Genomic DNA, 25278 nt, shown 5'->3' with positions numbered 1-25278 from the left:
TATGTACTAAATTTGCACTGAGGAATGCCGGCAACGACGGCGCTCGCCGCCCGTCCAGGCACGGTCACGCGACCGATCACTCCAACCCGGAGGAACCGATCCGATGTCGAATCGTCCTGTTTGCGCCGCCGTGTCCGCGGCGTTCGTCCTTTGCGCGTTGGGGGCGCTCTCCCGGCCAGCCAGCGCCGCGCTAGGCGGCAGCCCGATGTCCACGCCCGCCGACGCCACCACCACCACACTCCAGCCCACGGCCCGAGCGGCCTCGACCATGCAGGGCGCATCGCCAGCGGCGGCGGCCGCCTATTCCGTCCGAGCCACGACGTTCGCCACCGGCACACGGGTGAGCGAGTACGTCGGCGCCGACGGGAACGTCTTCGGCATTGCGTGGAATGGCCCGCGCATGCCCGACCTGCAGAGCCTGCTCGGCGGCTATTTCCCGCAGTACGCGAGCAGCGTGCAAGCGCAGCGGGCGGCGCGCCCAGGCCGCAGGCCGGTCGCGGTCGAGCAATCGAATCTGGTCGTGCATTCCGGTGGGCACATGGGTTCGTTCTTCGGCCAGGCATGGCTGCCGAGCGCATTGCCGGCCGGCATCACGGGCGCGGACATCAAATAACGAGCGAAGGAAGGGAGCGCCATGTCGCTTACTCACAGCAAACACAGCAGCGTATTTCGAGTGCTTGGTGCGCTCGGTTTGGCTGTCGTGACGGCGCTCATCGCCGCCTGCGGCGGCGGGGGCGGCGGGAGCGGAGGCGGCGGTTCGGGTGGGACACCGCCCGCAGCGAACCAGGCAACCGTGACCGTCGGCTCGGGCGTGGAAAACGTGGCGAACATTCCAACCGTCAGCGTGACGATCTGCGCGCCCGGGACGACCGTGTGTCAGACGGTCGACAATATCCAGGTCGATACCGAATCGTTCGGGCTCAGGGTGGCCAGTTCCGCCGCCAGCCAAGTCCTGGGCTCCTTGCCGAAGGAAGCCGTGGCGGGCGCCCAGTTGGCCGAATGCACGGCCTTCGCGGACGGGTTCACCTGGGGCTCGATCCGCACGGCCGACGTCAAGATCAGTGGCGAGACAGCGGCGGGTTTGCCGATTCAGATCGTCGGCGACATGCCGCAGGGCGCCGTGCTCACGGGCAACTGCTCGTCGGGCTCGCTCGAACTGACGCCGGCCGCGCTGGGCGCGAACGGCATTCTGGGCGTGGGCGTGGCGCCCAATGACTGCGGCGGGGTGTGCGCCGCCGGATCGGCGGGCAACAGCAGCTATTACGCGTGCCCGAACGGCGCCAATTGCGTCCAAACCCTCGTTGCCGTGTCGCAGCAGGTCACCAATCCCGTCTCGAAGTTCGCCAATGACAATAACGGCGTCATTTTGTCGATGCCCGGCATTTCCCCGAGCGGCCAATCGACGGTCACCGGCACGCTCACGTTCGGCATCAACACACAGACGAACAATGCGTTGCCAAGCACCGTGACGAAACTAACCACCAACGCATTCGGCGACGTCAACGCGACATTCAACGGCGGCCCGATCACCGCATTCTTCGATTCGGGGTCCAATGCCTACTTCTTCACCGATCCCACGCTGCCCAATTGCACGGGTAACGCGTCGGCGTTCTACTGCCCGGCCGGGACCGTGACGCGCAACGTATCGGTGGCGAGCTACAACGCGAACACGACCGGTGCGCCCGGCGGCATGACGCTGACGATGTCGATCGGGAACGCATCCCAATTGCTGCAGAACGGCAATTTCGCGCTCAATAACCTGGCCGGCAGCCTCGGCAACGGCGCAACGTTCGTCGATCTCGGCATGCCGTTCTTCTATGGCCACACCGTCTATTACGGTATGGATCAGTCGGGTTCGGGCGGCTCGAATCCGTTCGTCGCTTTCTGATCGACGGCCCCGAAATTATCGGGGCCTTATCAGTTGACCTGCTTTCAGACGGCGGGCCCGTGTCGGGGTCCGCCGTTTTTGTTCCCGCTCGGGACGGCAATCGGCATCGATTCTCGTTGAGGCCGCCGCGGCGGCGCATCGCGGGAGGCCAACCGCCGATCACTCGAAATGCACCCGTTTCCCCCGCCTTATCCGCCGATCATCCATTGACCTGTGCGGGAATAATCGCTCTCACTGGATAACGGCATGTCGCCGGGATTCTTTCGGAGAAATTTCCCGTGGCAGAGGATAGCGACCTCGACAAAACCGAAGCAGCAACCCCCCGGCGCCTGGAGAAGGCGCGCTCGGAGGGCCAGGTTGCACGCTCGCGGGAATTGGCGACGTTCGCGCTGCTCGGGGCGGGCTTTTTTGGCGTGTGGGGCCTCTCGGGCCCAATCGGTCTGCATTTGCAGCACATGCTGCGCGGCGCGTTCACCTTCAACCACGCGGCGCTCGTCGACACCAACCGGATGCTGATCGGCGCCGGCAACGCGGGCCGCGAGGGCTTGCTGGCGGTGGCGCCGATCCTCGGGCTGACAGCCCTGGCCGCGGTCGCGGCGCCGATGGCGCTGGGCGGCTGGCTGCTTTCGCCGAACGTCTTCGAATTCAAGTTCGAGCGGCTCAACCCCGTCGCCGGCGTGGGCCGGATGTTTTCGATCAACGGCGTGATCCAACTCGGTATGTCGCTGGCCAAGACGCTGCTCGTCGGCGCGATCGGCGGCACGGCCGTGTGGCATCGCAAGGCTGAAATCCTCGGGCTCGCGACCGAGCCGCTGCACAAGGCGATCGGGCACGGTATGTCGATCGTCGCCGCCTGCTGCGCAACGACCGTTGCCGGCATGTTCCTGATCGCCGCCGCCGACGTCCCTTATCAACTCTGGCAGTACCACAAGAAGCTGCGCATGACGAAGGAAGAAGTGAAGCGCGAACACCGCGAAAACGAGGGCGATCCGCACGTGAAGGGCAAGATTCGCCAGCAGCAGCGCGCCATCGCACGCCGCCGCATGATGGCCGCGGTGCCCAAGGCCGACGTGGTCGTGACGAACCCGACGCACTACGCGGTGGCGCTGCAGTACGCCGACGGCGAAATGCGCGCGCCGAAGGTCGTCGCCAAGGGCGTGAACCTCGTGGCTGCCCGCATTCGCGAAATCGCAGCGGAAAACAACGTCGCGCTGCTCGAAGCGCCGCCGCTGGCGCGAGCGCTCTATCACAACGTCGAACTGAATCGCGAAATTCCGGGCGTCCTCTACAACGCCGTGGCCGAAGTACTGGCCTGGGTCTACCAGCTGCGCAAGTTCCGCGAGGAAGGCGGCGATATTCCGGCTGCGCCGACCGAACTCGACGTCCCGGCCGAACTGGACAAGAAGGGCCCGATTTCGGAGGCCGACGAGCGTGAAGAGGCCGAGGACGCACTCGGCGACGCGAACGAAGGAGCATCGGCATGAACGCACGCGTCGGAACCCTCTTCGGCAAGGGGCAGATGCTGAACGGCACGAACCTGCGCGCACTCGCAGGTCCGATCCTGATCTGCATGATCCTCGGCATGATGATCCTGCCGTTGCCGCCGTTCCTGCTCGATCTCTTGTTCACGTTCAACATCGCGCTGTCCGTGATGGTGCTGCTCGTCAGCATGTACACGCAAAAGCCGCTCGATTTCGCCGCCTTTCCGTCGGTGTTGCTGTTCTCGACGCTGCTGCGGCTGTCGCTGAACGTCGCATCCACGCGCGTCGTGCTGCTCCAAGGCCATACGGGCCCGGGCGCGGCGGGCCAGGTGATCGAATCGTTCGGCCACTTTCTCGTGGGCGGCAACTTCGCCGTCGGTATCGTCGTGTTCGCGATCCTCATGGTCATCAACTTCATGGTGATCACCAAGGGCGCGGGGCGTATCGCCGAAGTGGCCGCACGCTTCACGCTTGACGCGATGCCCGGCAAGCAGATGGCCATCGACGCCGACCTGAACGCGGGCCTCATCAACGAAGACGGCGCGCGCAAGCGTCGCCAGGCCGTGTCGCAGGAAGCCGAGTTCTACGGCGCGATGGACGGTGCGTCGAAGTTCGTGCGCGGCGACGCGATCGCCGGCCTCATCATCATGGTCGTCAACGTGTTCGGCGGCCTGATCGTCGGCGTCGTTCAGCATGGGATGGATTTCGCGTCGGCCGGCAAGACCTACACGCTGCTGACGATCGGTGACGGCCTCGTCGCGCAGATCCCCTCGCTCATCATCTCGACGGCGGCCGGTGTGATCGTCTCGCGTGTCGCGACCGACGAAGACATCGGGACGCAGCTCACGGGGCAGCTCTTCACGAACCCGCGCGTGCTGTTGATCACGGGCACGATCATCGTGCTGCTCGGCCTGATTCCGAACATGCCGCACTTCGCCTTCCTGCTGCTTGGCGGCGGTGCGATCCAACTCGGCCGCACGATGAACAAGCGCGCCGAAGCGGCCAAGGCCGGTACCTCGCTCGTCGATGTCGCGCCGTCGATCGTCGCGCCGGCGGAAAACAACGAAGCGAGCTGGGACGACGTCACGCTGATCGATACGCTGGGCCTCGAAGTGGGCTACCGCCTGATTCCGCTCGTCGACAAGAACACCGACGGCGAACTGCTCAAGCGCATCAAGAGCATCCGCAAGAAGTTCGCGCAGGAAATCGGCTTTCTGCCGCCCGTCATCCACATTCGCGACAACCTGGAACTGCGTCCGAACGGTTACCGCATTGCGCTCAAGGGCGTCGAAGTCGGTGTGGGCGAGGCGTATCCGGGCCAGTGGCTCGCGATCAATCCGGGGCAGGTCACGGCCGCGCTGCCGGGCCAGCCGACGCAGGATCCCGCCTTCGGCCTGCCGGCGATCTGGATCGATACGAACCTGCGCGAACAGGCTCAGGTGTACGGCTACACCGTCGTCGATGCAAGCACGGTCGTCGCCACGCACTTGAACCACCTCGTCGTGCAGCATGCGGCCGAACTGCTCGGCCGCCAGGAAGTGCAGGCGCTGATCACGCGCACCGGCAAGGATGCGCCTTCGCTCGTCGAAGACCTCGTGCCGAAAACGCTGTCGCTCACGACGCTGCAAAAGGTCCTGCAGAACCTGCTCGAGGAGGGCGTGCCGATCCGCGACATGCGCACGATCCTCGAAGCGCTCTCGGAGCACGCCGGCAGGTTGACCGACGCGCACGATCTGACGGCGACTGTGCGTCTGGCTCTGGGCCGCGCGATCACGCAGCAGTGGTATCCGGGCAACGGCGAGATGCAGGTCATGGGTCTCGATTCGAATCTCGAGCGTGTGCTCTCGCAAGCGCTCTCGACGAGCGCGAACCCGGGCCTCGAGCCAGGCCTCGCGCACACGCTGATGACGGCGACGCAAAGGGCGATCACCCGTCAACAAAACACCGGGCTGCCGCCGGTGCTGCTCGTGCAACACGCGCTTCGCGCGATGCTTGCCCGCTTCCTGCGCCGCAGCCTGCCTCAATTGAAAGTGCTCTCGTATGCCGAAGTGCCCGAGACGCGCACGATCAAAGTTGTTAACCTCATCGGGGGTCAAGCTTGAACATTCGTAAATTCATCGGCGCAACGAGCCGCGACGCGCTGCGTCTCGTGCGCGAGGCCCTCGGTGCGGACGCAGTCGTGTTGTCGAACCGGACCAACGAAGACGGCACCGTCGAAATCGTCGCGCTGGCCGATACCGACTTCGCGCAGATCGCACCCGACGCGCACGACGCGGCGCCGGCCGGCAAGCCGGCCAATCCCGATCATCCGTACCCCGGCGGTTCGCTGAGCGCGAGCACGCAACCTGCGCCGGCTGCGCCCTACCCGAACGCGATGGCGTCCAATCCGTACGCGAACGGGATGCCCGACGTGTTCTCGGCCGTATTCGGCGCGAGCCCGGAAGTCGGCGCGAAAGCCGAAGAAGGCCGCCCCGCATTGCCCGATGCCGCCGCGATTGCCGCGCCGCGCCTCACGGGGCGTACCGGTCTCGCCGCGCGGCCCGCCGCCAACGTCCCGTCGCCAAGCGCGCCGACGTCGGCCACGTCCGGCGCCACGGGCGCCGACGAGGCAGAGGGCGACGCGCCCACGATGGCCGAATCGAATCCCTGGCTGATCGACCACGCGCGCCGCATCGCGGCGCAAAGCGAGCGCGCCGCGCACAGCTCGCGTGCCCACGCGATGACGCCGGCCGCCGCGTCGGCCAAGGGTCTCGGCGCACCGGGCCGCGTGCTCTCGCCCGAGGAACTGGCGAAGGCGCAAGTGCCCGACTGGGCGCACGAAGCCGCCCGCGTGGCTGCGCGTCGCGCGGTGCCGCCGCGAGTGACCAAGCCGGCGTTCGAAGGCCTGGGCGAGAAAGAAACCGAAGCGGTGGCCGACGCGATCCGTTCGCGGGTGGAAGAGATCGTCAACCAGACCGTGATGAGCGAACTGTCCGCGATGCGCGGCATGATGGAAGAGCAGTTCGCCGGCTTGATGTGGGGCGAGCGCCAGCGCCGCAACCCGGTGGAAGGCGAAGTGACGAAGGCGCTGTTCTCGGCGGGCTTCTCGGCCCAGCTCGTACGGATGGTCGTCGACCGCATGCCTGAAGTGGAGACCACCGACGCCGGCATGGAGTGGGTGCATCACGTGCTCGGCGCGAATCTGCCCGTGCTCGAGAACGAGGACGCGCTGATGGAGCGCGGCGGCGTATTCGCGTTGATGGGCCCGACGGGCGTTGGCAAGACGACGACGACGGCCAAGCTTGCCGCGCGTTGTGTGATGCGCTTCGGCGCGAGCAAGGTCGCGCTGCTGACGACCGACAGCTACCGGATCGGCGGCCACGAGCAGCTTCGCATCTTCGGCAAGATCCTCGGCGTGTCGGTGCATGCCGTCAAAGATGCGGCGGATCTGCAGCTCGCGCTTGCCGAACTGCGCAACAAGCACATCGTGCTGATCGACACGATCGGCATGAGTCAGCGCGACCGCACGGTCTCCGATCAGATTGCGATGCTGTGCGGCGCCGGACTGCCCGTGCAGCGTCTGCTGCTGCTGAACGCGACGAGCCACGGCGACACGCTCAACGAAGTGGTCCAGGCATACAGCAGCGCCGAAGGGCAACCCGGGTTGGCCGGCTGCATTCTGACGAAGCTCGACGAAGCGACGAATCTCGGCGGCGTGCTCGATACGGTGATCCGTTACAAGCTGCCGGTCCACTACGTGTCGACGGGGCAGAAGGTGCCGGAGAACCTGTACGTCGCCACGAGCAGGTTCCTGATCAAGAGTGCGTTCTGCATTCCGCGCGACGGTTCGCCGTTCGTGCCGCAGGACGATGAAATCCCTGCACTGCTGTCCGCGTTGTCGAGCCGGACGAGCGCCGAGCTGCATGAGGTTCGCTTTGGTTAAACAAGTCACCGATCAGGCAGAAGGGCTGCGCCGGCTGCTCGCGAAGAGCGGTTCGCGCGTCGTCGCAGTGACGGGCGGCCCGGTGGGCGTCGGCTGTACGTCGACGGTGGTGAATCTGGCGGCGGCGCTGGGGGCGCTCGGCAAGGACGTGCTCGTGATCGACGAGCGTCCCGGCATGAACTGCGTCTCGACGATGCTCGGCGGCTTGCGCGGAGCGGGGTCGCTGCGCGCGGTGCTCGACGGCACGGTCGAACTCGGCCAGGCATGCGCGCGCCACGAACTGGGTTTTTCGGTATTGGCCGCGTCGCGCGAGAACTGCGCCGGCTATAGCGCCGGGCAACTCGCCGCGTTGCTGTCTGGCCCGTTTGACGTGGTGCTCGTCGATGCGCGACTCGATCGAAACGGTGCGCTCTCGCCGCTCGCGGTGCAGGCGCACGACGTGATGATCGTTACGCGCGTCGCGGCGCAGGCGATCACGGAAGCCTACGCCTGTATGAAGCGCCTGCACTTCGAACACGCGATCGCGCAATTCCGGGTGCTCGTCAATCACGTGTCGAGCCTTGCGGATGCGCAGACGACGTTCGAGAACCTCGCCGAAGTCGCGGCGCGCTACCTGTCGGTGTCGATCGAAGACGCTGGCTGTGTGGCGGCCGATCCGCTGATGGAGCGATCGCTCGAACTGAAACGCTGTGTGGTCGACGCTTTCCCGTCGGCTCATTCGGCGCGTGACTACCGTCACGTCGCCTCGGAAATGTTGTATTGGCCGATGCGCCCGGCGATGAGCTCGCCGCGCGCTGAAACCAAGATGCGCACGGCGATGCCGGCGTCGGCGCTCGCCGACACGGTGACCGCGCGCCAGCATGCTTGAAACGTTAGGGACAAGGAGAAGGGGGCCCTCGATGTACAACGCTCAAGGGAAAATGTCCCAGACGGATGTATTGACGCAGTACGCACCGCTGGTGCGCAGGCTTGGTTTGCAACTCGTGGCGAAGATGCCGGCGAGCGTCGATCTGGACGACCTGATTCAGGCCGGCATGATCGGATTGCTCGACGCGGCAAGCCGCTATAAGGAAGATCAGGGCGCGCAGTTCGAGACGTACGCGAGCCAGCGCATCCGTGGGGCGATGCTCGACGAGCTGCGCAACAACGATTGGTTGCCGCGCAGCCTGCGCAAGACGTCGCGCGAAGTCGAATCGGCCGTGCATCAGGTCGAGCAAAGGCTCGGTCGCTCGGCAAGCGAGACGGAAGTGGCCGACCATCTGCAGATGCCGCTCGATTCGTATCAGTCGATGTTGCAGGATCTGCACGGCAGCCAGTTGATCTATTACGAAGACTTTGATCGCTCGGCCGACGACGAACCGTTCCTCGACCGCTACTGCGTCGACCATGCGGATCCGCTGTCGGCGTTGCTCGACGATAGCCTGCGTTCGGCGCTGGTCGAAGCGATCGAAAAGCTGCCGGAACGCGAGAAGCTGCTGATGTCGCTGTATTACGAGCGCGGCATGAATTTGCGCGAGATCGGGGCGGTGATGGAAGTGAGCGAATCGCGGGTTTGCCAGCTGCATAGCCAGGCGGTGGCGCGGCTGCGGGCCAAGCTGCGGGAAATGGCCTGGGCCAGCGTGGATTGAGGCGGGATGGCGGCGCCTGGGTGGGCCGCCCGCATCTGCGGCCGCGCGCGGCGTGGCTGGCGCGCGCTAACATGGCGTTCATACCTTGAACGCTTCGCACACTATGCAACTGCTCGCCGCCAACGCCGCCCTCATCGTCATCGACATGCAAAACGGGATCAATCGGCCGACGCTCGGCCGGCGCAACAATCCCGATGCCGAACGCAACATCGAAACGCTGCTGCTCGGCTGGCGCGCAACGCGCCGGCCGATCGTCCACGTCCGGCACATTTCCCGTTCCCCCGAATCGATCTTTTGGCCAGGCCAAAGCGGCGCCGAATTTCAGCCGTGCTTTGTGCCGATGTCCCATGAGCACGTCGTCGAAAAGAACGTCCCTGATGCCTTCGCGGCGACGGGGTTGGAGCGCTGGCTACGCGTGCGCGACATTGAGCAGGTCGTCATCGTCGGCGTCATCACGAACAATTCGGTTGAAGCGACGGCAAGGAGCGCGGGTGGTCTGGGCTTCGAGGCGACCGTCGTGTCCGACGGCGCATTCACTTTCGATCAGCGGGATTTGACCGGTCGGCTATGGCCGGCCGAGGACGTGCATGCGCTGTCCCTGGCCAATATCGCAATGGATTACGCATCGGTGCGGCCAACCGCAGAGATCGTTCAAGCACTGAACGGGGGTTAAGCACGGGTTCGAATCCGTGCTGACGCGAGTGGGGCAGCGAGTCCGTCGTGCGGATACCCGCGCTGCGGATCGTTCCCGGGCGCTTTCGCCAGACCCGCCGCTACGCCCTGACTTCGTGCTCGATCGCCCGCTCGATGAACTGGTTGAGGCTGATCCCTTCGGCCGCGGCCGCTTCCACGGCACGCGCGTGCAGTTGCGGATCGATGCGCGCGTTGAAGCGCCCCGAGAAATGACGGTACGGTTCAATACCGTTTTCTTCGCAGACTTCGAGAAACGCAGCTAACGATTTGGCCCCTTCGGCCTTGAGCGACGCAATGTCGTTGGCGTAGAAGTCGGCACCGCCGTTGAGGCCGATGAATTCACCCCTCAACATATCCGTATCGGGATCATAAGTGACGACTGCTCGTTGATTGCCGATGGTCAAGAGATTCATGGCTTCACCCCATTGGACTCGAGCCACTTGCGGATGCTGGCTACGGCGCCTTTGTCGGTGGTCGGCTGCGGATGTGGGCGATGATAAACCTGCACCTGCCCAAATAGGACAACCGCCACTCGCGACCCCTCTCGCTGCGTAATTTTCCCGCCGAGTTCGATGAACAGCGCCTCGATGTCTTTCCATCGGACGTTGGCCGAAACAGGGCGGGCAAAGATCAGATCGAGGGTCTTGGCGTTGGCTCGCTTCATGCCGGTATGGTACCACAAAGCAGTACTGCTTCTGGAAAGCCGGTTTGTTGTGCGAGCTTTTGAGCTATCTGCCGATGGAGGGCGTGCTAATGCTGAAATTGAGCTTTGGACGAGCCGAATGCGGGCTAAAGAACCCGCAACGCCTCAAACCGCCGCCATCCGCCCATCCGGGCCGTACACGGTGGCCGCATGGCGCGCGGTGGTGCCGCGCAGGATCGCGAGCGCGCTTTGGTTGTAATTCATCCGAACCCGGATCATGAGGCCATTCGTGGCGTTGGCGCGGCGCGCGCGTTCCACGACGGCTTGCAAGAGCTTCCATTGCTTGGCCAGCCGCGCGTCGTCGGCGATGGCGAGCTCCATGCCCTTCCAACCGGCGGGCAGGCCCATCTGGCGAAGCTGGTCGTCGCGGGTTTTTTCGAGCGAAGCGAGTTTTTCCGTCAGCTCGTTCTTCTTCTCGATGATGCCGGGCAGCGTCTCGAGCGGCGACACGGCCGCGAGCGCTTTTTCCTCGTAGGCGAGCAAGGACGCGAACGCTTCGAGCGTCGCGTGTTCTTCGGTCACAGTGGCAAACAGGGCGTCTCTCATCTCATCCGCCAAAATCAAGTGCGCGCATGCACGCGCTCAAAATCCAGCCGACGGAACGAGCGTGACGACATGTCCGCCGCCTCAACCGCCCGTCGACGGGTTCTTCAACAGCTCGCGGGCCGTGGCCAGAATGCCGTCCGCGATCTTGCCCGCATCCATCTTCAACGTGCCGTCGGCAATGGCTTGCTTGATCGACTCGACGTGCGCGACGTCGATGTCGGCTTCGCCCGACGCAGCGAGCGAACGAAGTTGCGACGACAGCCCCGACAGGCTGACGCTGGCGTCGCCCGGAGCGGCGCTCTGGGCCGGCGCAGTGCTGCCGCCCGCAGGCGCGGCGCTCGCCGCGGCCTGGCTGCCGGCACGGGTACCCTGCACGTCGCCCTTGGGCGAAGTCAGGCTCGAACTAGAGGTGGAATCGACTTTCACGATAGCTTTCCCGAACGATTTCGATCTGAGTGTGATAACGGCGACACCCATCGAAACTTTAGCGCAATCGGGAAAATTACCGGCAGACCGCTTCCGTCGATCCGGCGACGAATCGCTCGGCGCTCCTATGTGCCTGCTTTTCGAAGCAATTCCCTCAGACCATCACATCTCCACCTGCACCGTCGAGCCGTCTTTGACGATGCCGGAAATGATCTGACCCCCTGCCATCCTGACCCGCACCTGCTGCCCCGGCGAGGCATTGTTCATCACGCTGCCCTCGGACGAAATCGAGAAGCCTTGGCCCTGTGCAACCACGCGTACGGTTTGGCCGATCGTCACGGCGCTCGCGCTCTTGAGCAGATCCTGACGCAACGGCATACCGGCGTTGATGCGCACGAGCGCCGTCGAGCCGACCGCCTGCGACGGGTCGGTAATGATTGCGCGCGGCAGGTTCGACAAGTCGCCGTCGCGGGCGAGCAAATCTTCTGCCGTCACCATCGCACCGGACTCGATTTGATGCGCGGCCAGGTAGTAGGTCGCTTCGATCGAGATTTGCGCTTGGAGGTAGAGCGTCCACGGCTTCGCGCCGGCGCAGCGCACGCCCACCGTGGTGCGGCCCCAGAGCCGTGCACCCGTCGGCATGAACGGTTCGAGCGTCGTGCAAGCGGCCAGGCCGCGCGGGAACGTCCGCATGACCTTGATGCCGATCTTGCCCGGCAATCCGACCGTCTGTTGTTGCAGAAAAGCGAGCGCCGCGCGGCGAATCGTTTCGCCGTCTTCCTGGCCGGCCGGCGCGTTCGTCGTCGGGGTTGCCGCAGCCGTAGGCGCAGGCGTCATCGCCGAAGCGGCCGAAGTGGCCGGAGCCGCCGGAGCAGGCGTTGCCGCGGCCGCCTGCGCTACCACGCGGGGCGCGACCCTGGCCGGGGCAGCCGGGCTGACCGGCGCTTGCACTGCCGTGCCGGTCTGCGCAACCGCCGCAGCGGGCGCGAAAGCCATGTTCGCCGGCTGCTCGACGGCAACGGGCTGGACCGCACGGGCGGCGCGCTGCGGTGCGGTCACGATGACGGGGATCGACCTGCCGGCAGTTGCGCCGACGCTGGTCGTACCGCTGGCCATGGGGCGCTGCACCGCCACGGTATTGGCCAGCGCTGCAGCCGGTGCGTTGGCGCGGGCCTCGCCCGGGCCGGGGATGACGATCATGCCGTTGGCCGCGGCGCCGCTTGGGGTGGAATCCGTGGCGCGCCTCTCGCCGGGTCCCGGAATCGAGATCATTGCGCTTTGCTGGCTGGCCTGTGGCTCGCCAGTGCCCGGAATCGAAACCGTGCCGCTTTGCTGGGCGGGGCGGGCCTCGCCCGGACCCGGAATATAAATCCGTCCGTTCGTGCCCGCGGTTTGCGCGTGCGCCGCGCCGGCCGGCAGGAGCAGTGCGGCCGCCAACACACCGCCAGCCGTGGCGATCAGGCGCGACAAACCCGCCAGGCGCATAGACCGCCGGCCGAGGGCACGCCTGCCGGAGCGGCGCGCGGGATCGGAAGCGGCGGACACGGACATCGGTTTTCTCCATTGAGACGAATTCTGACGACGAAACGAATTCTAGGGCTCGCGCGTGGGGCGCAAACGTTGAATAGAGGGCGCCTTCCCCGGTTATTCGTCCGATTGGCTCTTGTCCTGCGCCCCTAAGATGCACCTCATGCAAAAAAGCCTTCGCGGCCCACCTTGTCCCGAACCAGGGTGACGCCAAGAAGCGGCAACAAGCGGCCTACGCTTGGGTACGGAGAAACACCGATGCTGGACAAACTCGATGGTGAATTCGCCTTCGGCCGTGAAGCGCTCGATGTACGCGCCTATCGGCAGGAACTGCTGTCGTCGAACATCGCCAACGCCGACACGCCCGGCTATAAGGCGCGCGACGTCGACTTCTCGTCGTCGCTGGCGGGCGCGCTCAAGCGCACCGGCGCAACGAGCGCCACGGCAAGCTCGGGCACGGCGCAGCTCGCCATGGCCCAGCCGGCCGGCGTGACGGGCGGCATGACGATGGCCTCGACCGAAGCCGGTCATATGACGGGCAAAGCGTCCCTCATTCCGACCGGCGGTCAGACGCAGGACTACGGCACGCTGGCCTACCGGGTGCCGACGCAACCGGCGCTTGACGGCAACACCGTCGATCTCGACGCCGAGCGCGTTCAATTTGCCGACAACACGCTGCATTACGAATCAGGCATGACCGTGATGACGCAGCAGATGAAGCAAATGCTTGCCGCCATCACGTCGGGCGGTTAAGCGCACGCGTTGCGCCCCGGTTACGAATTTGCAAAGCACACCTCGAGCATTGTTTAAGCGTCCATCGAAAGAGGCACTCAAGCCATGGCATTGATGAACATCTTCACCGTTGCGGGATCAGCGCTGTCGGCCGAATCCGAACGGCTCAACGTCACCGCGTCGAATCTCGCGAACGCCGACAGCACGACGGGCCCGGACGGTCAGCCGTACCGCGCCAAGCAAGTCGTGTTCGCGGTCAAGCCGATCGGCGGCGCACACACGGCAAGCGGCCAGCAGGTGGGCGGCGTGCAAGTGTCGAACGTCATCGACGACCCCACGCCGATGAAGACCACCTACGACCCGACCAACCCGGCTGCGGACTCGAACGGTTACGTCAAGATGCCGAACGTCGATCCGGTGCAGGAAATGGTGAACATGATCTCGGCCTCGCGCTCGTATCAGGCCAACGTCGAGACGTTGAACACCGCCAAGAACCTGATGCTGAAGACTTTGACGATCGGCACCTGAGGAGAGTTTTAGTGACGTCATCCAATACGACCATCGCGAGCGGCGGCACCGTTTCGCAAAACCTGCTCGATACGATCAACGGCACGTCGTCGGGCAGCGCCGCGGCGAGCACGGGCAATTCGCCCACCGACATGCAAACGACTTTTCTGAGACTGCTCACGACGCAGCTTCAGAACCAAGACCCGACCAATCCGATGGACAGCTCGCAAATGACTTCGCAGCTGGCCCAGATCAATACGGTGACGGGTATCAGCCAGTTGAACACGACGCTGACCTCGCTGGCCTCGCAACTCTCGGCTGGCCAGAACGCGCAAGCGTCGCTGCTGATCGGCCAGAACGTGCTCGTTCCGGGTTCGACCACGAGCGTCGTCAGCGGCGCCTCGTCGGGCTTCGGCGTCACGCTCGCCTCGAACATGTCGGACGTCACCGTGACGGTCAAGAACTCGTCGGGCCAGGTGGTCAACACGCTCGATCTCGGCGCGCAGCAGGCCGGCACGATCCCCGTTTCATGGACACCGGTCGACTCGTCGGGCAATACGCTGCCCAACGGCACGTATTCGATCGTCGCATCCGGCACGGACAGCTCCGGCGCGACGTCGGCTCAGACGACGCTCTCGGGCGCCCAAGTGCAAAGCGTCGTCCGGCAAATCGACGGCAGCACGGGGCTCCTGCTCAGCAACGGCTCGACGGTCGATTCGACCCAAGTCGTCGCCATCCTGTAACGAACCAACGAATTTATCCGAAGGGAGACCGCTAAATGGGCTACCAACAAGGCTTGAGCGGCTTGTCCGCGTCGTCGAACGACCTCGACGTCATCGGCAACAACATCGCCAACGCCAACACGATCGGCTTCAAGCAAAGCACGGCCGAGTTCGCCGATCTGTACGCGAACACGATCGCAACGTCGGTCAACAACCAGATCGGTATCGGCACGCAGCTCTCGGGCGTGCAGCAAGACTTTACGCAAGGCACGTTCAAGACGACGGGCCAGGCGCTGAACGTCGCGATCAACGGCACGGGCTTCTATCAGATGTCGAACAACGGTGCGCTGACCTATTCGCGCAACGGCGTGTTCCAGCTCGATAAGAACGGTTACATCACGAACTCGCAGGGCCTGCAGCTGATGGGCTACGGCGCAAACGCGAACGGCGTCATCAACTCGGCTCAGACGGTGCCGATCCAGGTGCCGACGACGAACATCGCACCGATCGCGACGCAGAGCATCACCGCGCAGTTGAACCTGAATTCGCAGGACACGGTGCCGACCGTCACGCCGTTCTCGGCGACGAACTCGTCGACGTACAACTACTCGACCTCGATCCAGGCCTACGACTCGCTCGGCGGCTCGCAACAGGTCAACATGTACTTCGTGAAGACGGCCGCGAATGCGTGGGACGTCTATTCCGGCCCCGCATCGGGCACGATCAGCAAGGTGGGCTCGGTCGGCTTCAGCTCGGCCGGCACGTTGACGTCGACAACGGCGACGGCCCCGGCGACGAGCCCCAGCACGGGCCTGCTGAACTTCACGATTCCCACCACGGACGGCAGCACCACGCCGCAACCGCTGACGCTGAACCTCACCGGCTCCACGCAGTACGGCGGCAAGGACGGTGTGACGAACCTGTCGCAAGACGGTTTTGCCACGGGCGAGCTGACGAACTTCTCGATCGGCGCGGACGGCACGATCTCGGGTACGTACTCGAACGGCCGCACGCAAGCGCTCGGCCAGATCGTGCTCGCGAACTTCAACGATCCGAACGGCCTGCAGAACCTCGGCAACAACGAATTCGGCGAAACCGCGGCATCGGGCGTGCCCCAGATCTCGGCGCCGGGCAGCACGAACCACGGCACGCTGACGGGCGGCGCGGTGGAAAACTCGAACGTCGACCTGACGAGCCAGCTCGTCGATCTGATCACGGCGCAGCGCAACTACCAGGCGAACGCGCAGACGATCAAGACGCAACAGGCCGTCGATCAGGCTCTGATCAGCCTGTAAGCGCAGCGCACACCGGTAGAGCAACAGAAGGCGAGCCATGGACCGACTGATTTACACCGCGATGACGGGCGCCTCGCAGGCGCTCGAACAGCAGGCCGTCGTCGCCAACAACCTGGCGAATACCTCGACGACGGGTTTTCGTGCGGAACTTGCGAACTTCCGCAACGTGCCGATGAGTTTCGGCGACGGCACCACCGTCAACAACGAGACGACGCGTACCTTCGTGCTGTCGGCGACGCCGGGAGCCGACTTCGCGTCGGGCCCGATCTCGCAGACGGGCAACCCGCTCGACGTCGCGATCACAGGTCCGGGCTGGCTCGCCGTGCAGACGGCGGACGGCAACGAGGCCTACACGCGCGCCGGCAACCTGCACACCGATGAAAACGGCCAGCTCGTGACGGCTACGAATCAGCCGGTGCTCGGCACGGGCGGTCCGATTTCGATTCCGCCCGGCGCCAACGTGACGATCGGCAAGGACGGGACGGTTTCGGCGCTTGGCGCGGGCGATTCGCCTTCGCAGATCGTCGTGCTCGATCAGCTCAAGCTCGTCAACCCCGACGCGGCCACGATGACGCGCGGCGATGACGGCCTGTTTCGAACGAGCGATGGCCAGCCGGCCGACGTCGACCCGACAGTGACCGTGCAGCAAGGCGCACTCGAAGGCAGCAACGTGAACACCGTGGCGGCGATGGTCTCGATGATCTCGAACGCGCGTCAGTTCCAGTTGCAAACGAAGTTGCTGCAGACGGCCGACCAGAACGACCAGACGGCCAATCAATTGCTGTCGTTCACTTAACCGGTTCTGCGCAGCACGAAGAACCGCCAGAACCGGATTGCATTAACCAGGAGATTGACGATGAACCGCTCGCTCTACATCGCCGCTACCGGCATGAACGCGCAGCAGTCGCAGATGGACACGATTTCGAACAACCTCGCCAACGTGAGCACCACCGGTTTCAAGGGCTCGCGCGCGGTGTTCCAGGATCTGGTCTACCAAACGTTGCGCCAACCGGGTGCGAACTCGACGCAGCAAACGGAGCTGCCCTCCGGCCTGCAAGTCGGCACGGGTGTGCAGCAAGTGGCGACCGAGCGTCTGTACACGCAAGGCAACCTGCAGCAGACGGGCAACTCGAAGGACATCGCCATCAACGGCAACGGCTTCTTCCAGGTGCAGATGCCCGACGGTTCGACGGCCTACACGCGCGACGGCTCGTTCCAAACGAACGCGCAAGGCCAGCTCGTGACCTCGAGCGGCTACCCGATCATGCCGCAGATCACGATTCCGCAAAACGCGACGTCGTTTACGGTCGGCAGCGACGGCACGGTCAGCATCACGGTGCCCAATTCGACCAACAACCAGACGATCGGCACGGTCCAACTGGCCACGTTCGTGAATCCGGCCGGTCTCGAATCGAAGGGCGAAAACCTGCTGGCGGAAACGACGTCGTCGGGCGCACCGAATGTGTCGACGCCCGGCATGAACGGCGCAGGCACGCTCCAGCAGGGGTATATCGAAGCGTCGAACGTGAACGTCGTGCAGGAACTCGTGAACATGATCGAGACGCAGCGTGCGTACGAGATCAACAGTAAGGCGGTCCAGACTTCGGACCAAATGTTGCAGACCTTGAGCCAGATGTCGGTTTAAGAGGGCCCCCAAACCTGTCGCTGCGCGACAGGCCCCCCGAGGGGGCAAGAAAACTTGGGGCGGCCCGGCGTTTTCTTGAGGCGAGTAGGACAGTCGGTTTTTGAACAGCAGGCGGTAAACGAAGATGTCGCAAACGAGTCGAATTCCCTTTCGCGTGCGTGGCTTGCGCGCGGCGGCCACGCTCACTTATGCGGGTGCGCTCGCAACGGTGCTGGTGGGCCCTTTCGCCGGATGCGCGCAGATCGAGCACCGCCAGCCCATCACGCAGCAGCCGATGACGGCCACGCCGCCCGTGCCGCCGCAACTGCAGCCGCCGGGGTCGATCTACAACCCGGGCTATGCCGGCCATCCGCTGTTCGAAGACCAGCGTCCGCGCAACACGGGCGACATCCTGACGATCGTCATCGCCGAAAACATCAATGCGACCAAATCGTCGGCGGCCAACGCCGGACGCAACGGCAGCTCGAACCTGTCGGTGCCGACGGCCGGCTTCCTGAAAGGCCTGTTCAATCACGTGAACCTGTCGGCCTCGGGCGCCAACGGGTTCGCCGGCTCGGGTGGTGCGAACGCGTCGAACACGTTCAACGGCACGATCACCGTCACCGTCACGAACGTGTTGCCCAACGGCAATCTCGTCGTGAGCGGCGAGAAGCAAATGCTGATCAACCAGGGCAACGAGTTCGTGCGCTTCTCGGGCGTCGTCAACCCGAACACCGTCTCGGGCGAAAACACGGTGCTCTCGACCCAGGTGGCCGATGCGCGCATCGAGTATTCGGCGAAGGGCTACATCAACGAAGCGGAAACGATGGGCTGGCTCCAGCGTTTCTTCCTCAACATAGCCCCGTGGTGAGCGCGATGAGAACTTCGATCATGCGTGCTTTGCGATTGGCGCTCGTTCTCGTCGGCGCACCGCTCGCGCTGGCCATGGCCGGCACGGCACACGCGGAACGCTTGAAGGATCTCGTGCAGATCCAGGGCGTGCGCGACAACCCGCTCATCGGCTACGGTCTCGTCGTCGGTCTGGACGGCACGGGCGACCAAACGACGCAAACGCCGTTCACGACGCAGACGCTGACGAACATGCTCGCCAACCTCGGCATTTCGCTGAACAACGGTCAGGCGAACGGCGGCTCGGCTTCGAATATGCAGCTCAAGAACGTCGCGGCCGTCATGGTCACGGCGGTGCTCCCTCCGTTCGCGCGCCCCGGCGAAGCGATCGACGTCACCGTGTCTTCGCTCGGCAATGCCAAGAGCCTGCGCGGCGGCACACTGCTGCTCACGCCGCTCAAGGGCGCCGACGGCCAGGTCTACGCGCTGGCGCAAGGCAACGTCGCGATCGGCGGCGCCGGTGCGAGCGCCAACGGCAGCAAGGTACAAGTCAATCAGCTCGCGGCCGGCCGTATTGCGTCGGGCGCCATCATCGAGCGTTCGGTGCCGACGCAGGTCGCGCAGGCGGGCGGCATGATGCAAATGGAGCTGAACGACATGGACTACGACACGACGCAACGCATCGTGGCGGCCGTGAACAACGCGTTCGGCCAGGGCACCGCGCTGCCGCTCGACGGTCGCACGATCCAGGTGCGGGCGCCGGTCGATCCGGGACAGCAGGTCGCGTTCATGGCCCAGCTGGAAAACATCGACGTGCGTCCGGCACAGGCCGCCGCCAAGGTGATCCTCAATGCGCGGACCGGCTCGATCGTGATGAATCAGATGGTGACGCTGCAAAGCTGCGCGGTCGCGCACGGCAACCTGTCGGTCGTCATCAACACGCAGACGGCCGTGAGTCAGCCCGGGGCGTTCTCGAACGGGACGACGGTCGCGGCGCAGCAGTCGCAGATCCAGTTGAAGCAGGAAAACGGATCGCTGAAGCTCGTCAATGCAGGCGCGAATCTGGCTGAAGTGGTGAAGGCGCTCAATGCGCTCGGTGCGACGCCGGCCGATCTGATGTCGATCCTGCAAGCGATGAAGGCCGCGGGCGCGTTGCGCGCGGATCTCGAGATCATCTAAGAGGTCATGACGATGAACCCGAACGCCAGCAACACCGCCAGCCTCAATACGGGCACCGACATCAATCAGCGCTTCGCGCTCGACGTGCAGGGCTTCGACGCCATGAAGGCGCAAGCCGGTGCGTCGCCGCAGCAGGCGCTGAAGTCGACGGCCAAGCAGTTCGACGCCGTGTTCCTGCAGATGATGCTCAAGAGCATGCGCGAGGCGACGCCGCAAGACGGCATTCTCGATTCGAACGACAGCAAGCAGTATCAATCGATGCTCGACCAGCAGCTGTCGCAGCAGCTTTCGTCGAAGGGCGTCGGCGTGGCCAACGCGCTCATCACGCAACTCTCGCGCAACGCGGGGTTCAACGTGGGCGAGGGCGGAGCCGGTGGGATCGGCGCGAATACGATCGCCGGCGGCGGCTCGATCGGCGGCATGGCCGGCAATTCCGGCGACGCGGCCATGCTCAATGCGCTGGCGCGTGCCTATTCCAACGCGCAAGCGAACGGCTCGCTCGCCTCGGGCAAGGGTTACACGGCGCAAAGCGCGTTGACGCCGCCGCTGCACGGCAACGGCACATCGGCCAAGATCGACGCGTTCGTCGACAAAATGGCGGGCCCCGCCCAGGCCGCGAGCGCCGCGACGGGTATCCCGGCACGCTTCATCGTCGGCCAGGCCGCCCTTGAATCGGGCTGGGGCAAGGGCGAGATCAAGAACCCGAACGGCACGCCGAGCCACAACGTGTTCGGCATCAAGGCGACGCCGGACTGGACCGGCAAGACGGTCTCGGCGGTGACGACCGAGTACGTCAACGGTAAAGCGCACAAGGTCGTGCAAAAATTCCGCGCCTACGATTCCTACGCCGATGCGATGACCGACTACGCGAGCATGCTGCGCGACAATCCGCGCTACGCCTCGGTGTTGTCGACTTCGCACGACGCGGCCAGCTTTGCGCACGGGATGCAGAAAGCGGGCTACGCAACCGATCCGCACTACGCGACGAAACTGATTTCGATCATGCAGCGGATGGGGTAAGAGATATGCCGGGATCGAATGCTTGAATATCGATCACCGGCAACTACGGGGAGCGCACCAAAGCGCGATGGGGCCAAGCAGAAGACGGTAATAAGGCCGGCCGCCGAAAGGCGGCCGGCCGAGCCGCTTTAAACTGCCGCGCGACGCACTATAATGTCGCCCGACATCGATTAGAGACACGCAATGGACGGACTCGGCAGGGGCCGGGAAACCGAGCGTTTACTCGAAAACTAAAAAATTATTTCGGGGGCGCCTCTAAACTTTGCACGTCGGATGCCGCTAATCAGTCGAGACCCTTGTCGGATCGCTGAAATGGATCCGAAAGCTTTGGCGTCGACGCGCCTGACGCGCCGCGCAAGTACGCATACCCGAGCCCATGGATACCAATCAGTCGAATGGCCCGACGGAGGAAGCCGCCGAAAGTTATCATGACTTCGGCCGCCGCAATCCCCTCGAAATCGGCGTTCAACTCCGCAATCTGGCCAATCGCGGCGATTTTCTGACCGTTCAGTACAAGAACGGGCAGCTTGTCACGAAGATTCTCGATGTCGACGTGCGCGGTCGCACGTTCTCCTTCGACTGGGGCGCCCTGCCGGAGCAGAACAAAGGCGTGCTTGGCTCGTCGATCTGCACGTTCCGCGCATCGCCCGACGGTGTGCGCGTCGAGTTCTCCACGGTCACCCCGAGCGAGACCAAATTCGAGGGACTGCCCGCTTTCGAGGCACCGTTCCCGGAAGTGCTGTTCTACGTGCAGCGGCGCGAGTACTTCCGCGTCGATGCGCCCGTGCTGGACCCGTACTTCTGCCGCGGTCATTTGCCGGAAGGCGATACGTTCCGCTTCGAGGTGCATGACCTGTCGCTCGGCGGCATCGGCCTGCGCACGACCGATGAACGCGTCGCCGAACTCCCGATGGGGGCGATGCTGCCCGATGTCGAGGTTCACCTGAACGGCCACGGCATGCTGTCGCTCGATCTCGAACTCGTTTCGATGCGGGCGACCGAGCTGCCGAACGGCGGCCGCCGCTTCCAGCTCGGCATGCGCTTCGTCTCGTTGCCGGGCAGCGCCGAGAACACGCTGCAGCGGCTCATCACCCAACTCGAAATGCGCCGGCGCTCGCTCGTCAAAGCCTGAAAAAAAACAGGGGACGGTGCGCCCGTCCCCCTTAAACTTTCGCGTGCGCGGCCGATATACATGTGTTCCCTCAACGAGGCAGACAGCCAGGTGCCGTCCGCCCTTCAGGAAGACGCATGTCCAACGATATTTTCAACATCGGCTTGTCGGGTCTGAATGCCGCCCAGTGGGGCTTGACGACGACGAGCCAGAACATCAGCAACGCATCGACGGCGGGCTACACGGTCGAAAACCCCGTGTACGCCGAAGCGAGCGGCCAGTACACGGGCTCGGGCTTCCTGGGCAACGGCGTCGACACCGTCACGGTCCGCCGCAACTACAGCCAGTATCTGAGCACGCAGCTGAACAACGCCACGTCGACGAACAGCGCGCTGTCGGCCAACTATGCGATGGCCGCGCAGCTGAGCAATCTCGTCGGCAGCCCGACGGGCGGTATCTCTTCGGCGATCACGGCTTACTTCACGGGCATGCAGAATGTCTCGAACAACCCGAACAGCGTGCCGACGCGTCAAACCGCGATCAGCGCCGCGCAGACGCTCGCCACGCAGTTGAACGCCGCCGGCGAGCAGTACGACCAGCTGCGTTTGAGCGTGAACCAGCAATTGCAGACGGCCGTCGCCTCGATCAACACCTATTCGTCGCAGATTGCGGATCTGAACAGCCAGATCGCCGCGGCATCGGCGCAAGGTCAGCCGCCGAACCAGTTGCTCGACCAGCGCGACCAGGCGGTCGCCAACCTGTCGCAACTCGCCGGTGTCTCCGTCGTGCGAAACTCGAGCGGCTACAGCGTCTTCATCGGCAACGGGCAGCCGCTCGTCGTCGGTTCGCAGAACTTCCAGCTCGGCACGGCCACCTCGCAAAGCGATCCGAGCGAACTCGCGGTGACCTACAACGGCCTGAAGGGCGCGACGCCGACTCCGCCCGTCGAATACCTGCCGTCCTCGGCGGTGAGCGGCGGCACCGTGGGCGGCTTGTTGCAGTTCGTGAGCCAGACGCTCGATCCGGCCGAGTCGCAACTGGGCGCGATCGCGACGAGCTTCGCCGCTCAGGTGAACGCACAAAACGCGTTGGGTCTGGACCTGTCCGGCAACGTGGGCGGCAATCTGTTCACAGTCGGCTCGCCGACCGTCTACTCGAATCAGGCCAATACGGGCACCGCGACGCTGTCGGTCGCCTTCGCCAACAATACCCAGCCGACGAGTGACGACTACAATCTGTCGTTCGCGAGCGGCACGTATACGCTGACCGACACGACGACGGGCTCTGTCGTCGGCACCTCGGCCACGCCCCCGAACGGCTCGTCGTCGATGGGCGGACTGCTTCTGAACATCACCGCGGGTTCGATGAACCCTGGCGATTCGTTCACGATTCAGCCGACGCGCGGCGCGCTCAATACATTCGCGCTGGCGACATCGAACCCGTCGGCGATCGCGTCGTCCGGGCCGGTGCTCGCGTCTGCGCCGAGCTCGAACACGGGCACCGGCGCGATCACGCAGGGGACGGTGACGGCGGGCTACCAGATCTCCGGCACGACCACGCTGACCTACGACTCGGCCTCGGGCACGTTGAGCGGTTTCCAGGCGGGCACGACCGTGACGGTCGCCGGTACGCCGCCGACGTCGTACACGATCGCGTCGGGCGCCACGACGGTGCCGTACAGCGCGGCGCAAGGTGCGACGATGACGATCAACAGTACGGTCACACCCGTGCCGGCCGGCATCACGAACGGCGTGACGTTTGCGCTGAGCGGCTCGCCCGCGAACGGCGACACGTTCACGATCGCACCGAACACGGGCACCTTCGACGGGCGCAACGCGCTCGCGATGTCCAAGCTCGTGTCGAATGCGTCGCTGAACGGCGGCACCTCGACGCTGACCGCGGCCTACGCGTCGTACGTGAACAACATTGGCAACGCGGCGAGCCAGCTCAAGGCGGCGAACACGTCGCAAACGGCGCTCGTCGCCCAAATCACATCGGCGCAGCAAGGCGTGTCGGGCGTCAATCTCGACGAAGAAGCGTCGAACTTGTTGCAATACCAGCAGGCTTATCAGGCGAACAGCAAGGTCATTCAAACGGCCGAATCGATGTTCCAGACCCTGATGGGCATCTTCCAGTGAGGCTTGGCCAGCGATGCGCATTTCGACTTCGCAGTTCTATAACCAGAACATCCAGACGATGGATAACGAGCAGAGCCAGCTGGCGACGTACTACCAGCAGCTCTCGAGCGGCACGGCGTTGACGACGCCGGCCGACAACCCGCTTGCCGCCGCGCAAGCCGTCCAATTGACGATGGTGTCGGCTTCGTACTCGCAGTACACGACCAATCAGAACGCTGCACTGACGTCGCTGCAACTCGAAGACAAGACGCTTTCGAGCGTGACGGGCACGATGCAGGCGATCAGCTCGCAAGTCGTGCGCGCCGGCGACGGCAGCTTGAACGACTCCGACCGTGCGTCGATCGCCAAGGCGCTGCAAGGCTATCGCGATCAATTGCTGACGCTCGCGAACACGAGCGACGGCGCCGGCAACTATGTGTTCTCGGGTTTCCAGGCGACGACGCAGCCGTTCACGAACGCCACGGGCGGCGGCGTGAATTATCACGGCGACGACGGCATTCGCGAAGCGCAGGTGGCCGATACGCGCCAGGTCGCGACGAACGACAGCGGCTCGAGCGTATTTCTGTCCGTGCCTTCGGTCGGCACGACGCCGGTTTCGGCGGGCAATGCGGCGAACACGGGCACGGGCACGATCGGGCGCGCATCGATCACGAATCCCGTTGTGACGACGAACGGCCACAGCTATTCGATCGCATTCGGCGGGACCGCCGCGGCGCCGACCTACACGGTCACCGACAACACGGTCGTGCCGCCCACGACGACGGCGGCGACGGCCTACAACGCGAATACGCCGATCCCGCTTGGTGCGGGCATGCAGGTGGCCATCACAGGCGCGCCGAACCCTGGCGATACGTTCTCGGTGACGCCCTCGACGGCGCCGCAGAACAGCAGCATGTTCTCGACGCTCGACTCGATGATCGCGGCCTTGCAACAGCCGGTCAGCAATAACCCGGCTGCGCAGGCCACGCTCTCGAATGCATTGACGACGGGCTTGTCCGCGTTCCAGAACTCGCTGACGAACGTGACGGTGGTGCAGGCCTCGGTTGGCGGGCGCGAGCAGGAACTGCAGGCGCTGCAAACGACGACGCAGACCAATTCGCTGCAAACGAAGAGCGATCTGGCCAGCCTGACGGGCGTCGATATGGTGTCGGCGATCAGCAACTTCGAGCTGACGCAGAACGCGCTGCAGGCTGCGCAGCAGTCGTTCGTGAAGATTCAGGGCATGTCGCTGTTCCAGTACATCGGCGGCTGATTACCGGTTGACGAAGCCACTCGCCCGCAAGGGCG

The 25278-nt window shown here is 64.6% G+C and carries 25 protein-coding genes; 20 read left to right on the top strand and 5 right to left on the bottom strand.

The genetic code is table 11. The features are described from left to right. Positions 1-103: 103 nt before the first annotated feature. The 8 genes from C0Z19_RS19820 to C0Z19_RS19785 all read left to right on the top strand — a co-directional run bounded on the left by C0Z19_RS19820 (position 104) and on the right by C0Z19_RS19785 (position 9592). Positions 104-613 carry a DUF2844 domain-containing protein gene (locus C0Z19_RS19820; protein WP_102611539.1) on the top strand — a complete coding sequence of 170 codons (510 nt, stop codon included), beginning with the start codon at positions 104-106 and terminating at the stop codon, positions 611-613. A 21-nt stretch (positions 614-634) separates the two neighbouring features. Next, entirely contained in the window at positions 635-1888 is a 1254-nt protein-coding gene (locus C0Z19_RS19815) for a DUF3443 domain-containing protein (RefSeq protein WP_102611538.1), read from the top strand. 278 nt (positions 1889-2166) lie between these two features. Next, entirely contained in the window at positions 2167-3372 is a 1206-nt protein-coding gene (gene flhB, locus C0Z19_RS19810) for a flagellar biosynthesis protein FlhB (RefSeq protein ID WP_102611537.1), read from the top strand. Beyond that, positions 3369-5471 carry a flagellar biosynthesis protein FlhA gene (gene flhA / locus C0Z19_RS19805; RefSeq protein ID WP_102611536.1) on the top strand — a complete coding sequence of 701 codons (2103 nt, stop codon included), beginning with the start codon at positions 3369-3371 and terminating at the stop codon, positions 5469-5471. Before flhB ends, flhA begins: the two co-directional genes overlap by 4 nt. After that, positions 5468-7291: a flagellar biosynthesis GTPase FlhF gene (gene flhF / locus C0Z19_RS19800; RefSeq protein ID WP_102611535.1), complete on the top strand. Its 1824-nt coding sequence runs from the start codon at positions 5468-5470 to the stop codon at positions 7289-7291. Before flhA ends, flhF begins: the two co-directional genes overlap by 4 nt. After that, positions 7284-8159 carry a MinD/ParA family ATP-binding protein gene (locus C0Z19_RS19795; RefSeq protein WP_102611534.1) on the top strand — a complete coding sequence of 292 codons (876 nt, stop codon included), beginning with the start codon at positions 7284-7286 and terminating at the stop codon, positions 8157-8159. Before flhF ends, C0Z19_RS19795 begins: the two co-directional genes overlap by 8 nt. A gap of 31 nt (positions 8160-8190) precedes the next feature. Next, positions 8191-8919: an RNA polymerase sigma factor FliA gene (locus C0Z19_RS19790; protein ID WP_102611533.1), complete on the top strand. Its 729-nt coding sequence runs from the start codon at positions 8191-8193 to the stop codon at positions 8917-8919. A gap of 103 nt (positions 8920-9022) precedes the next feature. Then, positions 9023-9592: a cysteine hydrolase family protein gene (locus tag C0Z19_RS19785; protein WP_102611532.1), complete on the top strand. Its 570-nt coding sequence runs from the start codon at positions 9023-9025 to the stop codon at positions 9590-9592. Positions 9593-9692: 100 nt separating this feature from the next. On the opposite strand, the gene C0Z19_RS19780 is transcribed toward C0Z19_RS19785, so the two are convergent. The 5 genes from C0Z19_RS19780 to flgA form a co-directional block, all read right to left on the bottom strand. Then, positions 9693-10025: a type II toxin-antitoxin system HicB family antitoxin gene (locus tag C0Z19_RS19780; RefSeq protein WP_102611531.1), complete on the bottom strand. Its 333-nt coding sequence runs from the start codon at positions 10023-10025 to the stop codon at positions 9693-9695. Further along, positions 10022-10276 (bottom strand): type II toxin-antitoxin system HicA family toxin, encoded by a 255-nt coding sequence (locus C0Z19_RS19775; RefSeq protein WP_102611530.1) that lies wholly within the window; start codon positions 10274-10276, stop codon positions 10022-10024. The genes C0Z19_RS19780 and C0Z19_RS19775 overlap by 4 nt, the downstream gene beginning before the upstream one ends. Positions 10277-10420: 144 nt before the next feature. Beyond that, on the bottom strand, positions 10421-10861 hold the full coding sequence (locus C0Z19_RS19770; RefSeq protein ID WP_102611589.1) for a flagella synthesis protein FlgN: 441 nt from the start codon (positions 10859-10861) through the stop codon (positions 10421-10423). Between the two features lie 81 nt (positions 10862-10942). Then, positions 10943-11287: a flagellar biosynthesis anti-sigma factor FlgM gene (flgM, locus tag C0Z19_RS19765; RefSeq protein ID WP_102611588.1), complete on the bottom strand. Its 345-nt coding sequence runs from the start codon at positions 11285-11287 to the stop codon at positions 10943-10945. Positions 11288-11449: 162 nt separating this feature from the next. Continuing rightward, positions 11450-12838: a flagellar basal body P-ring formation chaperone FlgA gene (gene flgA / locus C0Z19_RS19760; protein WP_102611529.1), complete on the bottom strand. Its 1389-nt coding sequence runs from the start codon at positions 12836-12838 to the stop codon at positions 11450-11452. A gap of 234 nt (positions 12839-13072) precedes the next feature. Here flgA and flgB point away from each other — a divergent pair, with 234 nt between their 5' ends. The 12 genes from flgB (at position 13073) to flgL (ending at position 25243) form a co-directional block, all read left to right on the top strand. Next, positions 13073-13567 carry a flagellar basal body rod protein FlgB gene (flgB, locus tag C0Z19_RS19755; RefSeq protein ID WP_102611528.1) on the top strand — a complete coding sequence of 165 codons (495 nt, stop codon included), beginning with the start codon at positions 13073-13075 and terminating at the stop codon, positions 13565-13567. Positions 13568-13651: 84 nt separating this feature from the next. Then, positions 13652-14074, top strand: coding sequence for a flagellar basal body rod protein FlgC (flgC, locus tag C0Z19_RS19750; protein ID WP_102611527.1), 423 nt, complete (start codon positions 13652-13654; stop codon positions 14072-14074). Positions 14075-14085: 11 nt separating this feature from the next. Beyond that, entirely contained in the window at positions 14086-14796 is a 711-nt protein-coding gene (locus tag C0Z19_RS19745) for a flagellar hook assembly protein FlgD (protein WP_102611526.1), read from the top strand. Positions 14797-14831: 35 nt separating this feature from the next. Then, a complete protein-coding gene (flgE, locus tag C0Z19_RS19740) occupies positions 14832-16070 on the top strand; it encodes a flagellar hook protein FlgE (protein ID WP_102611525.1) in 1239 nt (412 codons plus the stop codon). Between the two features lie 37 nt (positions 16071-16107). Further along, positions 16108-16866 (top strand): flagellar basal-body rod protein FlgF, encoded by a 759-nt coding sequence (gene flgF / locus C0Z19_RS19735; RefSeq protein WP_102611524.1) that lies wholly within the window; start codon positions 16108-16110, stop codon positions 16864-16866. Between the two features lie 60 nt (positions 16867-16926). Then, entirely contained in the window at positions 16927-17715 is a 789-nt protein-coding gene (flgG, locus tag C0Z19_RS19730) for a flagellar basal-body rod protein FlgG (protein ID WP_102611523.1), read from the top strand. Positions 17716-17839: 124 nt separating this feature from the next. Continuing rightward, a complete protein-coding gene (gene flgH, locus C0Z19_RS19725) occupies positions 17840-18565 on the top strand; it encodes a flagellar basal body L-ring protein FlgH (protein ID WP_102611522.1) in 726 nt (241 codons plus the stop codon). A gap of 5 nt (positions 18566-18570) precedes the next feature. Beyond that, the gene (locus tag C0Z19_RS19720; protein ID WP_102611587.1) at positions 18571-19722 is read left to right on the top strand and encodes a flagellar basal body P-ring protein FlgI; all 1152 of its coding nucleotides are present in this window, start codon (positions 18571-18573) and stop codon (positions 19720-19722) included. A gap of 12 nt (positions 19723-19734) precedes the next feature. Further along, positions 19735-20742 (top strand): flagellar assembly peptidoglycan hydrolase FlgJ, encoded by a 1008-nt coding sequence (flgJ, locus tag C0Z19_RS19715; protein WP_102611586.1) that lies wholly within the window; start codon positions 19735-19737, stop codon positions 20740-20742. Positions 20743-21118: 376 nt separating this feature from the next. Continuing rightward, on the top strand, positions 21119-21874 hold the full coding sequence (locus C0Z19_RS19710; protein WP_102611521.1) for a flagellar brake protein: 756 nt from the start codon (positions 21119-21121) through the stop codon (positions 21872-21874). A gap of 116 nt (positions 21875-21990) precedes the next feature. Next, entirely contained in the window at positions 21991-23991 is a 2001-nt protein-coding gene (gene flgK, locus C0Z19_RS19705) for a flagellar hook-associated protein FlgK (RefSeq protein ID WP_102611520.1), read from the top strand. Positions 23992-24004: 13 nt separating this feature from the next. Then, positions 24005-25243, top strand: coding sequence for a flagellar hook-associated protein FlgL (flgL, locus tag C0Z19_RS19700; protein WP_102611519.1), 1239 nt, complete (start codon positions 24005-24007; stop codon positions 25241-25243). The last annotated feature ends 35 nt before the right edge of the window (positions 25244-25278 follow it).

Origin of the sequence: Trinickia soli (assembly GCF_002879855.1) — a bacterium.
GTDB classification, from domain to species: Bacteria; Pseudomonadota; Gammaproteobacteria; order Burkholderiales; family Burkholderiaceae; genus Trinickia; species Trinickia soli.
Note: the sequence above shows the minus strand (reverse complement) of the source record. Positions and strands in the feature narration are given on the sequence as shown.